The organism is Roseibium alexandrii DFL-11 (assembly GCF_000158095.2).
Classification (GTDB): Bacteria; Pseudomonadota; Alphaproteobacteria; order Rhizobiales; family Stappiaceae; genus Roseibium; species Roseibium alexandrii.
The window spans coordinates 2,343,876-2,357,743 of the sequence record NZ_CM011002.1 but is presented as its reverse complement, the minus strand read 5'-3'; the positions used below and the strand labels follow the sequence as shown (position 1 = coordinate 2,357,743).

General features: G+C 58.1%; 16 protein-coding genes. 10 read left to right on the top strand and 6 right to left on the bottom strand.

The window, feature by feature from the left end; translation table 11 throughout:
- Nucleotides 1-9: 9 nt before the first annotated feature.
- On the bottom strand, nucleotides 10-1,569 hold the full coding sequence (locus SADFL11_RS11025) for a helicase HerA-like domain-containing protein (RefSeq protein ID WP_008197051.1): 1,560 nt from the start codon (nucleotides 1,567-1,569) through the stop codon (nucleotides 10-12).
- A gap of 104 nt (nucleotides 1,570-1,673) precedes the next feature.
- On the opposite strand from SADFL11_RS11025, the gene SADFL11_RS11020 reads away from it, so the two are divergent.
- The 4 genes from SADFL11_RS11020 to SADFL11_RS11005 all read left to right on the top strand — a co-directional run bounded on the left by SADFL11_RS11020 (nucleotide 1,674) and on the right by SADFL11_RS11005 (nucleotide 5,059).
- The gene (locus tag SADFL11_RS11020; RefSeq protein WP_228198286.1) at nucleotides 1,674-2,123 is read left to right on the top strand and encodes a DUF2780 domain-containing protein; all 450 of its coding nucleotides are present in this window, start codon (nucleotides 1,674-1,676) and stop codon (nucleotides 2,121-2,123) included.
- A gap of 44 nt (nucleotides 2,124-2,167) precedes the next feature.
- The gene (locus SADFL11_RS11015; protein ID WP_008193820.1) at nucleotides 2,168-2,575 is read left to right on the top strand and encodes a DUF4332 domain-containing protein; all 408 of its coding nucleotides are present in this window, start codon (nucleotides 2,168-2,170) and stop codon (nucleotides 2,573-2,575) included.
- A 536-nt stretch (nucleotides 2,576-3,111) separates the two neighbouring features.
- Complete coding sequence (locus SADFL11_RS11010) at nucleotides 3,112-4,389, top strand: amidase family protein (protein WP_040451692.1); 1,278 nt, start codon at nucleotides 3,112-3,114, stop codon at nucleotides 4,387-4,389.
- Nucleotides 4,390-4,393: 4 nt separating this feature from the next.
- Nucleotides 4,394-5,059, top strand: coding sequence for a hypothetical protein (locus SADFL11_RS11005; RefSeq protein ID WP_008194710.1), 666 nt, complete (start codon nucleotides 4,394-4,396; stop codon nucleotides 5,057-5,059).
- Between the two features lie 311 nt (nucleotides 5,060-5,370).
- Here the strand turns inward: SADFL11_RS11005 and SADFL11_RS11000 are convergent, their stop codons facing one another.
- Nucleotides 5,371-6,333 carry a DMT family transporter gene (locus tag SADFL11_RS11000; RefSeq protein WP_008195359.1) on the bottom strand — a complete coding sequence of 321 codons (963 nt, stop codon included), beginning with the start codon at nucleotides 6,331-6,333 and terminating at the stop codon, nucleotides 5,371-5,373.
- Nucleotides 6,334-6,536: 203 nt separating this feature from the next.
- Nucleotides 6,537-6,869 carry a hypothetical protein gene (locus tag SADFL11_RS10995; protein ID WP_134852991.1) on the bottom strand — a complete coding sequence of 111 codons (333 nt, stop codon included), beginning with the start codon at nucleotides 6,867-6,869 and terminating at the stop codon, nucleotides 6,537-6,539.
- Nucleotides 6,870-7,211: 342 nt separating this feature from the next.
- On the opposite strand from SADFL11_RS10995, the gene minC reads away from it, so the two are divergent.
- From minC to minE, 3 genes are read left to right on the top strand one after another with little or no spacing between them, the layout of a single operon-like run.
- Nucleotides 7,212-8,045, top strand: a complete 834-nt coding sequence (gene minC / locus SADFL11_RS10990) for a septum site-determining protein MinC (RefSeq protein ID WP_008189116.1) — start codon at nucleotides 7,212-7,214, stop codon at nucleotides 8,043-8,045.
- Between the two features lie 54 nt (nucleotides 8,046-8,099).
- A complete protein-coding gene (gene minD, locus SADFL11_RS10985; RefSeq protein WP_008195504.1) occupies nucleotides 8,100-8,921 on the top strand; it encodes a septum site-determining protein MinD in 822 nt (273 codons plus the stop codon).
- Nucleotides 8,918-9,184, top strand: a complete 267-nt coding sequence (minE, locus tag SADFL11_RS10980; RefSeq protein WP_008195613.1) for a cell division topological specificity factor MinE — start codon at nucleotides 8,918-8,920, stop codon at nucleotides 9,182-9,184. Before minD ends, minE begins: the two co-directional genes overlap by 4 nt.
- A gap of 55 nt (nucleotides 9,185-9,239) precedes the next feature.
- On the opposite strand, the gene SADFL11_RS10975 is transcribed toward minE, so the two are convergent.
- Nucleotides 9,240-9,479 carry a CDGSH iron-sulfur domain-containing protein gene (locus SADFL11_RS10975; RefSeq protein ID WP_008191849.1) on the bottom strand — a complete coding sequence of 80 codons (240 nt, stop codon included), beginning with the start codon at nucleotides 9,477-9,479 and terminating at the stop codon, nucleotides 9,240-9,242.
- 227 nt (nucleotides 9,480-9,706) lie between these two features.
- On the opposite strand from SADFL11_RS10975, the gene SADFL11_RS10970 reads away from it, so the two are divergent.
- Nucleotides 9,707-10,468 carry a methyltransferase family protein gene (locus SADFL11_RS10970; protein ID WP_134852990.1) on the top strand — a complete coding sequence of 254 codons (762 nt, stop codon included), beginning with the start codon at nucleotides 9,707-9,709 and terminating at the stop codon, nucleotides 10,466-10,468.
- Nucleotides 10,465-10,863, top strand: coding sequence for a DUF4149 domain-containing protein (locus SADFL11_RS10965; protein ID WP_228198263.1), 399 nt, complete (start codon nucleotides 10,465-10,467; stop codon nucleotides 10,861-10,863). Before SADFL11_RS10970 ends, SADFL11_RS10965 begins: the two co-directional genes overlap by 4 nt.
- 8 nt (nucleotides 10,864-10,871) lie before the next feature.
- On the opposite strand, the gene SADFL11_RS10960 is transcribed toward SADFL11_RS10965, so the two are convergent.
- Nucleotides 10,872-11,228, bottom strand: coding sequence for a winged helix-turn-helix transcriptional regulator (locus SADFL11_RS10960; RefSeq protein ID WP_008194949.1), 357 nt, complete (start codon nucleotides 11,226-11,228; stop codon nucleotides 10,872-10,874).
- A 66-nt stretch (nucleotides 11,229-11,294) separates the two neighbouring features.
- Here SADFL11_RS10960 and SADFL11_RS10955 point away from each other — a divergent pair, with 66 nt between their 5' ends.
- Nucleotides 11,295-12,209 (top strand): DMT family transporter, encoded by a 915-nt coding sequence (locus SADFL11_RS10955; protein WP_008196163.1) that lies wholly within the window; start codon nucleotides 11,295-11,297, stop codon nucleotides 12,207-12,209.
- A 4-nt stretch (nucleotides 12,210-12,213) separates the two neighbouring features.
- On the opposite strand, the gene SADFL11_RS10950 is transcribed toward SADFL11_RS10955, so the two are convergent.
- On the bottom strand, nucleotides 12,214-13,710 hold the full coding sequence (locus tag SADFL11_RS10950) for a diguanylate cyclase domain-containing protein (protein ID WP_008193591.1): 1,497 nt from the start codon (nucleotides 13,708-13,710) through the stop codon (nucleotides 12,214-12,216).
- Between the last annotated feature and the right edge of the window lie 158 nt (nucleotides 13,711-13,868).

Sequence of the window (13,868 nt, the reverse complement as noted above, 5' to 3'; positions counted from 1 at the left end):
CCGTTCCTCTCAGTTGCCGCGTTTCAACGATCCCATCAGACCGCGCACGAGGGCGCGCCCGAGCGATGTACCGAAGCTTCGGGCGGCTGACTTCAAACCGGCTTCGAAAGCCGTGTCTCGCTGGCTGCGCCGCTGCGTCCGCCTTTGGCGGCTTTGCCGGCGGGGGCGGTCGTCACGCCCAAAGTCCGGCAATTGAAACCCGGAACGAGTACGGCGTGGTTCGCCGTGTTTTTCCGCGAACTTATCATCCTTTTCCGCCTGTCTTTGCTCCATCCGCTGGGTCTCTTCGGCCCGGTTCATCAGGACTTCATAGGCAGACACCCGGTCTCTTTGACGTTCATAGAGCCCGAAGACGGGGCTGGACTGGATCAGGGTTCTTCTTTCCGCCTGGGTGACCGGCCCCAGTTGTGAACAGGGTGGCCGGATCAGTGTCCGTTGTACAATGGAGGGAATGCCTTTCCCTTCCAGCGTCGAAACCAGCGCCTCGCCGACGCCAAGTTCGGTGATAACACGCTCGGTATCGAGATCCGGGTTGGGCCGGAAGGTTTCGGCTGCCGCCCGCACCGCCTTTTGATCGCGCGGTGTGAACGCGCGAAGGGCGTGCTGGATCCGGTTGCCGAGCTGCGCCAGCACCGTCTCGGGGATGTCCAGCGGGTTCTGCGTGACGAAATAGACCCCAACCCCCTTGGAACGGATCAGGCGCACCACCTGTTCCACTTTTTCCAGAAGCGCCTTGGGAGCGCCGTTGAACAGGAGATGGGCTTCGTCGAAGAAGAAAACGAGCTTCGGCTTTTCCGGGTCGCCAACTTCGGGGAGTTCTTCAAAGAGTTCGGAAAGCAGCCAGAGCAGGAACACGGCATAAAGCCGCGGGGCCGTCATCAGCTTGTCGGCAGCCAGGATATTCACCATGCCGCGGCCGTCCGGTGCCGTGCGGATGAAGTCCCGGATGTCGAGTGCAGGCTCGCCGAAGAAGTGTTCACCACCCTGGCGCTCCAGAACCAACAGCCGCCGCTGGATGGCTCCAATCGAGGATTTCGAGACATTGCCGTAGACGGTGGAAAGCTCGGAGGCCCGCTCCGCCACATGGGTCAGCATGGCCCTCAAATCCTTGAGATCGAGCAGCAGAAGGCCTTCGTCATCTGCGAGCTCAAAGAGGACGTTGAGCACGCCTTCCTGGGTGTCGTTCAGTTCCAAAAGCCGGGCAAGGAGAAGGGGGCCGATTTCCGACACGGTCGTGCGGATCGGGTGGCCTTGTTCGCCGAGCAGATCCCAAAAGGCCGTCGGCACGGCTTCATAGCCGTAGGTCTTGTCGATGCCGACATCCTTGGCGCGTTTTTCCAGAAAATCCTTCGAGGTTCCGGCCGCGGCCAGTCCCGAGAGATCGCCTTTGATGTCTGAACAGAACACCGGCACGCCGGCTTTGGAAAATCCTTCTGCAAGAATTTGCAGAGAAACGGTTTTGCCGGTTCCGGTTGCCCCGGCGATCAGGCCGTGACGGTTGGCCAGTTTCAATGAAAGTGCTTCGTCCTTGCCGCTGAACCCAACAAAAATCTGACTGTCCTTGCTCACATTCGTCCCCCGAATCCGTCCCATACGGCAACAACCTATCCCAGTCTTTTGAAAATTGCGCGTGTTAGACCAAATGCCGTCGACGAAGCTGTCATCGAGCCTGTATAGGGAGGCAACTTCAAACTTGCCGGAGGCTTCCGGCGCAATCTTCAGGACGTGACGACATGCAAGAACTGATCAGCCGCATCATGGCAAGAGCCGGCATTGAACAGCAGCAGGCCGAGGATGGTCTCGGGATAATCCTGGGCTTTTTGAACAAGGAAGCACCGGCAGAAAAAATGCAGCAGGTGCTGGATGCTCTGCCGGGCGCTGGCGATCTTCTGGCCGCGCGCGCAGGAACAGGTGGCGGCGGTCTACTTGGCGGTATCGGCAACATGATGGGGGGCACGATGGGCGCCATGGCAGCGCTCAACGAGCTCAACAAGGCCGGGCTCGGCATGGGTGAAGTACAAGGGCTTGTCAAAGAACTCGTCTCTTATGCTAAAGAAAAAGCCGGGGATGACGTTGTTGATGAGGTTATTGCGAAAATTCCGGGACTGAGCCAGATCGTCTAACTGCCCCAGGGTTCGGCCGCCGGTGCAACGGGAGTGAATTGAGGATGTCTTATTCCATCGATGAGATCGAGGGCATCGGCCCGACATATGCGGCCAAACTCGGCGAAATCGGCATCAAGACAACGGAAGCGTATCTTGAGCGGGCAAAGGACCCGAAGGGCCGCAAGGCGCTGGAAGCCGAAACCGGCATTGACGGCAAGCGCATCCTCAAATGGGCCAATATGGCCGATCTGATGCGCATCAGCGGCGTCGGCGAAGAGTATTCGGAGCTTCTGGAAGCGGCCGGTGTGGACACCGTCAAGGAACTCAAGCACCGCAATGCGGCGAACCTTGCCGCGAAAATGAAAGAAGTGAACGACGAAAAGAGCCTCGTGCGCCAGGTGCCGAGCGAAAGCCAGGTCACCAAGTGGGTCGATCAGGCCAAGGAACTTGCGCCGATGATGACCTACTGATCGTTCCGGTCAATCCATCTGTTTTTGCAGCGGGCGCGCCATCGGTGCGCCCGTTTGGTTTCTCTGGACCAATTCAGTCTCTCGGGCGCTTTCGGCTATTCCACAGGGTGATGTCTGAGCCACACTCCCTCCGTCATTGCCGGACTTGATCCGGCAATCCATTCCGTGACTGATCCCAAATTGTCAGGCTCTTCGTGTGGAGGGCAAACGGCCTGGATGACCGGATCAAGTCCGGTCATGACGGGCAAGGGTTTTTAAGCGCAGCTCACTAATGTCATCCCCGACCCGATCGGGGCCTACTCGCCGTGCCGCTTGCCGCGACCTTCGAACACTACAGGACCGCTCTGCAAACGAGTGGGCCCCGGATCGCAGCATTGCTGCGTCCGGGGTGACATTGGGGAGGAGGCCTTTGACGGCAGAATGACCACCCTTGCGGTTTTGAATTGAAACAGCATTCAAATCAAAAGCCTGTTCCGACCCGCCAATCGTGCTATCAGGTTCAGACAATAGGAACTTTCGGCAAGGGTTGGGCGAAAATGAACGCAGCGGTTTCCTGGGATGCAGCAACGGTGGGTGAGCGGCTGGAGGTGGCCCTGGAGAAGGCAAACAGCGACCCTGCGGCGGCCCAAGTCTACATCAAGCTTTTGGAGACCCGGGCCCGCCAGCAGGCGACGAAAGTGTCCGAAAATGACGGTCCACTTGCCGGAGCGCTGGTCAGCGTCAAGGCGCTGTTCGACGTTGCCGGGGAAGTGACGACGTCGGCCACGACCGTTCTGAAAAACAGTCCGCCGGCAACGGAAGACGCCCCGGCGATTGCCCGGCTGGATGCGGCGGGCGCGGTGTTCACCGGCCTCACCAACATGTCCGAATTTGCCTATTCCGGGCTCGGTCTCAATCCCCATTACGGCACGCCGGAAAACGCGCTTTATCCAGGCTGTGCACCTGGCGGATCGACCAGCGGCGGGGCGGTCGCCGTGGCGCTGGGCCTGTGCGACATTGCGATCGGCAGCGACACCGGCGGATCCTTGCGCATCCCCGCGGCGTTCAACGGCATCACCGGTTTCAAACCGACGCAAAGCACTGTGTCGATGGCAGGCGGCAGGCCGCTTTCCGACAGTCTGGACAGTTTTGGCCCGATGGCAAAAACCGTCGCGGAATGTGAGCTCACCTGGCAGGTGATGGCAGGGCGGGAAACCATCCCGGAAGAGCCCAAGGCGGCTCGCCTCGTGGTGCCGAAAAACTTCGGCTTTAACGAGATCGAGGCGCCCGTTGCCGAGGGTTTCAAGGCCGTCGTCGAAAAACTGCGCGAGGCCGGTTTAGAGGTTGTCGAGAAGGATCTCGCCGTCATCGATCTCTACGCAAAGGTTCCGCCGTGGCACATGACGTCTGTGGAATCTCGGGCCCATTACGAGGATCATTTCCAGACATCGCCGGAGAAGTTCGACCCGCGTGTGCATGCGCGCATGGGCCGGGCGGAGGAGATTTCCGCGGTCGAGTACCGGCAGACGCTGAACCGGCGTCAAACCTTGATTGAGGCCTTTGCGGACGAGGTCGGAAGCGACATTCTCCTGCTCCCGACAACCCCCATTCTGCCGCCGAAAATCGAGGATTTAGCGGATGATGGCGATTTCAACCGGCTCAATCTTCTGGCCCTGCGCAATCCTTCGCTCGCCAATGTCTGTGACGCTTGCGGCATCGCCCTGCCGTATCAAAACGCCGGCAAAACTTTAAGCGCCATGCTGATCGCGCCGGGCGGTAAGGACGAGAAGCTTCTCGCTTGCGCCAAGGCGGTGGAGACCGTTCTGGGAGTTTAAGTCCGTGGCAGAGGAAATCTGGGTCAGCAGTGTTCGAAGCAACTATTTACTGGGAAACAAGCTCGGTATTCGTGAAAAACACTTTGGGCAGGATTGGGCGCCGCCTCAGTTTGAAATGGGAGCGCCGACCGAAGAACATAGGAAAAATGTGAATCGGGCTTCGCAAGGCGAGAAACTAAGCCGGGAAGAATTCGTAGAATCCGCATATGTGTTTGAGGCGAAGAAATGGTCTCGGGTCAAAGACTTGTTTTGGGTGGATGGATTTCTCGCCGTAAAAGGAAAACTGGCAGAACTGCTAAAGGACTTCGATCTTGGCGGCGGCGAACTGGTCGAATTCCCGATCTACGAAATGGACAAGACCACACGGCTACCCGGGCTATTTTATTTTCTGAACTTCGGGTCTCAGAAGGACTGCCTTTTGCCCGAAGATAGTCGTAACCTGTCGGCGGGGCCGGTAAACCCGAAGACCGGATTTAGGCGTTGGCGCGCAATTGAACCGAAAGACGAAGATATCGCGGTATCAGCCTCGGCTCTCGGCGGACCTGATCTCTGGGTTGATCCAAAATTTAGCGGCAAAATCTTCATGAGTGGTCGGCTTCACGACGCGATTGAGGCAGCCAAATTGAAAATCGATTTCCGTTTTGCCAAGACGCGCATTGTACCGGACTAGACCGGCGGTGTGCGGTGCGCAGGATTGGGCCATGGTGCAAGGGCCGACGTCCGCTGCGGTGCATTTGGACTATCCGGGATTTAGTGTTCATTGGATCCGCCGCCGCCATCCAAAATCTCCACCCGTCATTACCCGGCTTGAAGAGCCTGTCCCCGGCATGATTGGGGAGGTAATCCATTCCGTTTCGTTTCCGCTTGCGACCAGACGCCGAGATGTTCGGTAACGGCATGGATTGCCGGATCAAGTCCGGCAATGACGGTGGAGAGGTTTGAGAGAGTATTGTACGCCCCAGCCCCGAAGTCCCTTGCCACCTAATCCGGCTTTTCTTCGTCGTCCTTGTCCTCCGCCCGGTTGACGCTGGAGGCGTAGCCGGTGTTGAAGCGGAAGCTGGCGCTGCGGGTGACCGGGCGGCGGGCGGAGACGTTTTCCTGGGCCTCGCGCCAGACCACGAACAGGCCGGACGCGACAATGATCGTCGAGCCGAGCGCCACATAAAAATCCGGTGTTTCTGAAAAGAAGAGCGCGCCAAAAAGGGCCGCCCACAGGATCTGGCTGTATTGCAGCGGCGCGACAACGGCAGCGGGCGCGGCCCGGTAGGCGCCGATGATGGCCGATTGGGCAATCACCGACAGAAAGCCGATTGCGGCCATCAAACCGAGATCGCCGATGGCCATCGGCTGGTAGGAGCTCGGCATCAAGATGGACATCACGATCAGCATCAGGATCATCGGGTAAAGGATCAGGACCGCAGAGCGTTCTTGCCCGCCAATCTTGCGCACCAGGATCGAGGACAATGAGTTTGCGCCGGCTGACAGGAGCGCAGCCATGTGCCCGGCAGACAGCGCGCTGACGCCGGGGCGCAGAACGATCACCACGCCGATCAGCCCGACAATGACCGCGATCCAGCGTTGAAAGCGCACGGTTTCGCCAAGGAGTGGCACGGAGAGGGCGGTGACCAGCAGCGGTGTAGCAAAGAGGAGGGCATAGACTTCGGCGAGCGGCAGAACCGTGAAGGCGTAAAACCCCCCGGACATGGCAACAATCGCAAGGCTCGATCTCAAGAGCACCAATCCGGGACGCCGGGGCCGGAAATTGTCCGCCTTGCCGTCCGCCAGAATGATCAGGGAGACGGGCACAAAAGCGAACAGGACCGAAAAGAAGATGATCTGGAAGGCCGGATAGGTGCCGCCAAGCGTCTTGATGATCGCGTCATGGGTGGAAAAGATCGCAAAGCCGCTGAGAGCGAACAAAAAGCCTTTGAGCGATGCGGACATGGGCAGCGGCCTTGAAGAAGCGGTTTTTTTGAGGGTCTGGCCATCTGCCGAGTGGCAAGGTCAGGGGATTTCCTGCGGTCTGATGGAGCGCCGCACCGGCACAAGTGTTAGCAGAAAAGCCGGGTTGGCCAAAGGCGGGAATGGTCCGGAACCAGGCCGCTTTGCAAATTTTTTTAACCGGTTTAATTCTCCGCACCGCCGCCTCAGACAAACACCCGGGCAAGGGTGGCGACCGCAAGCGCCGTTGCAGCACGTTTCGGGCCGGCAAGGTCGGAGGACATCTGGCTCGGCATGGCGAGCGTAACCTTGTTGAGGTCGGACGCCTCCAGATGATCGAGATCGGCGGATTTTGCAGCTTCTTCGGCTGACCTGCGTACATCGTCGAGCATCTGCACGAGGGACTGCCAGATGTGCAGCGGCGGCGCCTCGTTCGTGTTGCGCCAGCGAACAATTTCTTCTGCGGATGTGTTGAGAACGCTCGCTGCCTCATCCTGAGACAGGCCTAGATAGTCCATTACATCGCTGAAATTACTCATTTTTGTTCCAGATTTGGTCAGCGCGTTGAGGGTTAGACAGCTTATATTGCACTGCAATATGGCAAAAGTGAAGCTTTCATCTGGAATTCGGTTAACTGGATTTGGCTGAAATCGGCAGAATCGGCGTGTATCTCGTGTGATTCCTGTCGATTTAGTCGGCAGTTTTGTCAGGTTCGCCGGTAGGGCTCCTTTGTGAAGGCTCGGCAAACCAGACAATTATCTGAAATCTCGGGAGAAATTGGATATCCGTGGAAAACGGGCCGCTGCCCAATTGTCCGGTTCGGTTAATGATAGGTTTATGCGACTAAACACTCCGATAGAGACAGATGCCGGGCCTCTTTGATGAAATTCAAGGGAAAATCCTTCATTGCGATCGTGTTATCTCCCGAACCGCCGTATCAGGACTGGTTCAAGGAGATCGACCGGATCATCGCGCGCACTCCGGGATTTTTCATCGACCGGCCGATTGTTCTGGACGTGCGCGGCACCAAGATCCCGATCGAGGAACTTGAGACCGTGCTTGAGGGCCTCAGCGCGCGCTCCATCCGTGTTTTTGGCATCGACGGGATTTCCGGAACGCGCCTCAGGCCGGGAATGCCGCCGAGTTTTGGCGGCGGGCGTCTGACAGCAGATGTCGAAATCCCGGAAACCGCTGCTGCGGACGCACCGGAGACAGCGGCGGCTGCTACAGCCGAGATTGCGGCCCAAAAGACTGCCGGCAAGACCGATACGTCCAAAAAGGTTGCGAAATCAAACATACTGGCTGCCGACCCGGCGACCAAAACTGCTGAGAAGCTGGCTGCCAGGAAAGCAGATCGGCAGCATCGGGCGGTGCCAGAGGCCAATGGGTCGTCAATCGTCATTACCGAACATGTCCGCTCCGGTCAGAGCATCCTGCATCCGGACGGCGATGTGACCATTATCGGCTCGGTCAGCTCCGGCGCCGAGATTATCGCAGGCGGGTCTATCCACGTTTACGGCGCCCTGCGCGGACGCGCTTTGGCCGGGGTTTCCGGGCGCGACGGAGCGCGGATCTTCTGCTCGAAACTGGACGCGGAACTGGTGTCCATCAACGGTCTTTACAAGGTTGCGGACGATTTCGAACCGGCTCTGCGCGATGCACCGGCGCAGATCCGTTTTGAAAACGAGAGCCTTGTTTTTGAACAACTGAATTAACACCGGTCGGGGCCGTGAAGTGTCCCCGCACCGTCAACAAGTGGGACGAACACCATGAGCAACGCAACGGTCGTTGTGGTCACGTCAGGCAAGGGTGGGGTTGGCAAGACAACCACATCCGCCGCAATTGCCTCAGCGCTGGCCAAGGAAGGTTATCAGGTCTGTGCCATCGACTTCGATGTTGGGCTCCGCAACCTGGACCTGATCATGGGTGCCGAGCGGCGCGTCGTGTTCGATCTGGTCAACGTGGTGCGCGGCGAGGCGACCATCAAACAGGCTTTGGTGCGCGACAAGAAGCTGAACAACCTGTTCCTTCTGCCGGCTTCGCAGACCCGCGACAAGGATGCGCTCACCGAAGAGGGCGTTGCCAGCGTCATCAGCGAACTGCGCCACTACTTTGACTGGATCGTCTGCGACAGTCCGGCGGGCATTGAGCGCGGCGCGACACTGGCCATGCGCCATGCCGATGAAGCCATCATCGTTTCCAACCCGGAAGTGTCCTCCGTGCGCGACTGCGACCGGATCATTGGGCTTCTGGACGCCAAGACGCAGGTTGCGGAGCAGGGCGGGCGCATGCCCAAGCACCTTCTGATTACCCGGTATGACAGCGCCCGCGCCAAAACAGGCGAGATGCTGGCAACCGACGATGTGGTGGACATCCTGTCTGTGCCGCTCATTGGCGTGATCCCGGAGAGCAAGGACGTCCTAAAGGCCTCCAACGTCGGCTTGCCAGTCACGCTGGCCGACGAAGGTTCGCCCGCTGCCCGTGCCTATATGGAAGCAACGCGCCGTCTTTTGGGGGAAAACATTCCCGTCACCATCCCGGAAGAAAAGAAGGGCTTGTTCGGCAAGATCTTCAAGGGGAGGGCGGCATGAACATCCTGAGCCTTTTTGGCAAGAGAAGCCAAAGTGCTTCGGTTGCCAAGAACCGGCTGCAGATCCTTCTCGCGCATGAACGCGCCGGCAACAGCGATGATGCAGCGCTGATTTCCAGTCTTCGCGAAGACATTCTGGCGGTCGTGGCCAAGCGGATCGATATCGATCCCGATGCCGTCCGTCTTGAAATGGACCGGGAAGGCGATGTCACCACGCTGGGTATCGACATCGAACTGCCGCCGTCCGCAGCCCGGGCGTCCTGACACAACGAAAATCTGAAGACAGCCGGATCGGGGCCTCGGTCCGGCTGTTTCGTGTTTACAGCTTGCTGTGCGTCCCATCGCAAAGCGGGGATTTGCTGCTTGCCTTGCAGCCGCAGAAGAACGCTTTGCCGTCCTTTTCAGCCGTGTATTTGACCGGCGCGAAGTCCGTACCCTTGTGGCTACCGTCGCAAAACGGCTGGTTCGCGCTCTTGCCGCACGCACACCAGAAGTAGTTTTTGCCCGCTTCAACTTCGACCGCATAGGGCGCTTTTTGCGCAACAACTGGTTCAGACATTCAGTTCTCCCTCAGCTCTCAACTGTGTAACTAGGAAGATGACTGGGGACGCCAAGGTTTCCGGCGGTTTTCGGCCGCTTCTCGTCCAACTATTTGGAGATCTCCCAGACCTCTGCGACAAACCGTCAAGTGCCACTGGCGATAAGAGCGCATGACGCTAGGTTCTGTCAGCGATGACGCTGGTTGACCTGAGACCTTTGAAAAGACTGCACCGCCTGGTGGCGGGGATGTTGTCCGTCCCGTCCGGGCGCGGCCGGATTGCGCTCGCCTGTTTATATGGTCTTGTCTGCCACACACTCTTTGCGGCTGCAGTCCTTGCGATGATCGCTGCGATGTTTTTCGGGATGAGCCGCAGCCTGGGCACGCTTCCGGATCCATGGCGGTATCTCGCCAATGCGTTCCTCTTGCTGCAGTTCCCTCTGACCCATTCGGTACTCCTGTCAGTGCGCGGGCGGAAGTGGCTATCGGCGCTCGCCCCGTCCGGACACGGCAAAACACTGGCGACCACGACCTACGCCATTATCGCCTCTTTCCAGCTGCTTTTGCTGTTCGCGTTCTGGACACCAAGCGGTGTGATCTGGTGGCAAGCGGAGGGAGCGGTTTTTTGGCTTTTGTGCGGGCTTTACACGCTCTCATGGCTGTTGTTGATCAAGGCGAGTTACGACGCAGGCGCTGAGGTGCAATCAGGCGCGCTTGGCTGGATGTCGCTGGCACAAAACATTCGCCCGATCTTCCCAGACATGCCGGAGACGGGGCTCTTCAAGATCATCCGCCAGCCAATTTATGTGTCCTTTGCCCTGACAACGTGGACGGTGCCGGTCTGGACGCCTGACCAGCTCGCTGTTGCGAGTTTTCTAACAGCGTATTGTCTGCTCGCACCGATGCTCAAGGAACGGCGTTTCGCCTCACAGTTCGGGGATCGTTTCCGGCAGTACCAGGCAGCCGTTCCCTATATTTTTCCCAATGTCACACGGAGATCGAAGAAATGATCGTCACCTCAGCCACCCTTCTTGTGACTGCGCTGTTGTTCGGTGGCATGACACTTTATTCCTTTGGCTTTGCGGCCTTCGTCTTCACAGCGCTGCCGGCGGAAACAGCGGGGCCGCTCATCCGGAAAGCCTTTCCCCACTTCTATCTGTTTGTGATCGCGGCATCCCTGGCCGCGGCGTTTGGAACCGGGTTTCTGGATGTGGTCTCTTGCGTGGTGATGGTCCTGATCGCGGCGTCCGCGATCTTTGCGCGGCAGGTCCTGATGCCGATGATCAATGCGGCGACCGATGCGGGCGAAACAAAACGTTTCAAGGTTCTACATGGCGCATCCGTCGTCATAACGCTCGCGCATATTATTGCCAGCGCAGCCGTCTTAATCCGGCTCGGTCCCTGAGTAACGAACTACTCAGATGCTTCGGAGCCGCTTTGCTCAATGCGCGCGGCCCAGACCTTCGACACTTTGGACAGTGGCAGGAGCGCTTCGTAGACCTCTTGCCCGAGCGGTGACACGCAATACCCGCCATCCCCTTGTGTGACAAACCCTGCTGCCCGGAGCTCTTTCAGCCGGGCATTCAAAACAGCTGGAGAAATGCTCTCGCAAGCCTCCTGTAATGCGCGGAAGGTGCAGGGCCCCTGTTCGCTCAACGTCCAGACCACACCCATTGCCCAGCGTCGTCCCAGCAAGTCGAACAGGGCCATGATCGGCGCGCCGCTACGCGATCCGCGGACGGCCTTTCCGGGAATGGGAATGTCGGTCATACGTCCTCCATTGCTATTGAAATAATAGCATGCTATTTCTTTCATAGCAGTTTAGAGGATAGGCCTATGCAGGCAAGAGACTTTCTATTGTGGTCGTTGCTCGCCGCGCTGTGGGGCAGCTCGTTCCTGGCGATTGGTGTTGCCGTCAAAGACATTAACCCGGCCACGTTGGTCTTTGCGCGGATGGCGATTGCAGCGCCTGTTCTGGGCTGTGTGCTGCTGCTGAGGGGAGGCGGGTTTAACCTCGGGGTTCGCGGCTGGATCATTGCGGCCATTGTCGGCCTCAGCGGGAATGTCTTGCCGTTTCTCCTGATCAGTTACGCAGAGCAGGAGGTCAACACCGGGCTTGCCGCGCTGATCATGGGCATTGCCCCGATCATCACTCTTGTTGCCGCGCCTCTGGTCCATTTTGAGGACAGCCTAACGAGACTGAAGGTGTTCGGTGCGCTGGCCGGTTTTGCCGGGGTCGCCGTGTTGGCGGCGCCGGACTTAAGTGAAGGCCGGATTGGCAGTCTTCTGCCCGAGCTTTGCCTGGTCGTAGCAGCCTGTTGTTATGCCTTCACAGCGCTTTTCTCACGCCGCTTTCCGTATCCAGAGCCCTTGAAAATGGCTGCAGCCTCGGTCTTCGTTGGACTGCTGGCGCTGGGAGGATACATGGCTCTGTTCGCATCGGAACCTGGTCTGCCCGCTGCGCCGGTACCGGCGCTGGCCGCGGTCCTTTATTTGGGGCTGGGACCGACAGCGCTCGCGGCCTTGATCTATTTTTACTTGATCCCGCGCATCGGGGCCGCCCGGCTGCAGCAAGTGAACTATGCAGTTCCTGTGATCGGCACCTTGCTGGGGATAGCTGTACTTGGCGAACAGCCTGGCTGGACCGCCTGGCCGGCTCTTGGCCTCATTGTTTTCGGTGTTTATCTGGTGACGCGGCCGGACAAGACAGAGCCGGCGCCAGCACGCCCAATGGGTGAGCCTGCTGAATAGACGGCTATAGTGTTTCGGTCGCAGGTAACCGTTGAGCTGATGTGTCGGTGGAATCCGGGATATAGACCGTGACCTGGCCGCGCCCCTTTTTCTTGGAAGCGTAAAGGGCCGTATCCGCCCGCCTTAGCAAGTTGACCGGTTCGGTCGAATAGGCAATGCCGGCGCTGGCCCCAAAGTGGCAGGAATGGCCGTTGAGGGTGACCCGTTGGGACAGGATCGCGATCGCCTCCTTCGCGACAGCCAGAACACGCTCACGGTCCGTCAAGCCGTAGACGATCACAAACTCATCCCCGCCGAGCCGGAAGACTTTGTCCTGCGGGTAGGTGAGCGAGCTTAAGGTCTCACCGACATATTTGAGAACTTCATCGCCGGTTTCGTGTCCCAAGGTGTCATTGATCGTCTTGAACCGGTCGAGGTCGAAGCAGACAAGAGCGAATTCCTTGGTGCCGTCGGCCTTGGCGGAGAGTGCGTCAAGGGTTTGCTCAAAGCTCCAGCGGTTGCCGAGGTTTGTGAGAGCATCCGTGTTTGCCTGATGCGCAAGCAGCTCCTTGGCCCGCTCGGTTCGTTTCTTGGCCGCGTCCAGAGCACTAACCATATGGGTCGCCTGCTTCAAGAACGCTCGGGCCGCGATCATCATGCCTGCATAGACGATGATCAGGCCGAGCGCCAAGGGGGGCAGCAGCCGCTGGCCTGGAAGAACCGGGTTCCAAACAAAACTGGCAAGCGTTGTGCCGTCTTCTGTTCGGATTGGCCAATGAGCCTGAAAATACGAGGGGGCTTCTGTCGTAATATGGAGACCCGGCAATTGGAATTTTTCGCCTATATCTGCCAGCGCAGCTTCATCTAGCTGGCGAACGAACACCATAACATGATCTGTGCTGGTGATCTTGTCTGTGTCGTAGGTCGTCATCCGAATTGCCGAGGCAAGATACAAATCGGAGGTCGAGCCAAGAAAGGCAGTCGCGGGAATTGGCGCTTCATTTTCCTCGGTTCTGCGTGCCCGGTTGATCAATCTGCCGGCATCCGGCCCGTAGCGCTCCATGGAACTCCTGTCGGCGCGGTAGTCTTCGAAGATGTGCAAACGGTCCGCATTCTCACCATCCAGAACGTGAACACCGATAATCCCGAGGTCAGAATAGATGTATTCGATAAACGTTGTATCGATCCAATCTTCGTCGAAACCATTGACGAGGCGGTCCACGGACTCGTCCCAATAGGCGTATTCCAACGTCAGTTCAGAAAGCCGATCCAGGCGTTCCCCAAGGATCGATCCCATGACCCGTTCACTGGACGTGATGGCTTGCCGGTCAAGTGCGTTGACCAGGAACGCTGCAAATACAAGCAGGCTCACAGCGCCAATGATAAAGGACGCCCAGAACGGGCGGGACAGCTTGTGGATCCGCTTCAGGCGCGCTTTTCCTGCCGGTGCATCAGATTGCGGATGCCCGGTTGGCGCTTTTGATGTTCCTTTCTGACTGGCCCCAATCTCCGTGGACAACACGATCCCAAACTCTCGCAAGCCATTTTTAAATATCTTGCAAGTATAAGTTTCGCTTGCTTAAAAACACGACTGTTTTTTAATAAAAACTGGCATTTTTGAGCTTCTGGAAAATAAAAAGGAAATTTGCCAAAACGATCCTTGTTAATTCTTCTTATGAA

What these genes read in the sequence shown, in the direction of transcription:
- SADFL11_RS10960 (WP_008194949.1), bottom strand. Translation starts at nt 11,228, where the DNA reads ATGACCGACATTCCCATTCCCGGAAAGGCCGTCCGCGGATCGCGTAGC.
- SADFL11_RS10995 (WP_134852991.1), bottom strand. Translation starts at nt 6,869, where the DNA reads ATGAGTAATTTCAGCGATGTAATGGACTATCTAGGCCTGTCTCAGGAT.
- SADFL11_RS10975 (WP_008191849.1), bottom strand. Translation starts at nt 9,479, where the DNA reads ATGTCTGAACCAGTTGTTGCGCAAAAAGCGCCCTATGCGGTCGAAGTT.
- SADFL11_RS10965 (WP_228198263.1), top strand. Translation starts at nt 10,465, where the DNA reads ATGATCGTCACCTCAGCCACCCTTCTTGTGACTGCGCTGTTGTTCGGT.
- SADFL11_RS10970 (WP_134852990.1), top strand. Translation starts at nt 9,707, where the DNA reads ATGTTGTCCGTCCCGTCCGGGCGCGGCCGGATTGCGCTCGCCTGTTTA.
- minE (WP_008195613.1), top strand. Translation starts at nt 8,918, where the DNA reads ATGAACATCCTGAGCCTTTTTGGCAAGAGAAGCCAAAGTGCTTCGGTT.
- SADFL11_RS11000 (WP_008195359.1), bottom strand. Translation starts at nt 6,333, where the DNA reads ATGTCCGCATCGCTCAAAGGCTTTTTGTTCGCTCTCAGCGGCTTTGCG.
- SADFL11_RS11010 (WP_040451692.1), top strand. Translation starts at nt 3,112, where the DNA reads ATGAACGCAGCGGTTTCCTGGGATGCAGCAACGGTGGGTGAGCGGCTG.
- SADFL11_RS11015 (WP_008193820.1), top strand. Translation starts at nt 2,168, where the DNA reads ATGTCTTATTCCATCGATGAGATCGAGGGCATCGGCCCGACATATGCG.
- minC (WP_008189116.1), top strand. Translation starts at nt 7,212, where the DNA reads ATGAAATTCAAGGGAAAATCCTTCATTGCGATCGTGTTATCTCCCGAA.
- SADFL11_RS10955 (WP_008196163.1), top strand. Translation starts at nt 11,295, where the DNA reads ATGCAGGCAAGAGACTTTCTATTGTGGTCGTTGCTCGCCGCGCTGTGG.
- minD (WP_008195504.1), top strand. Translation starts at nt 8,100, where the DNA reads ATGAGCAACGCAACGGTCGTTGTGGTCACGTCAGGCAAGGGTGGGGTT.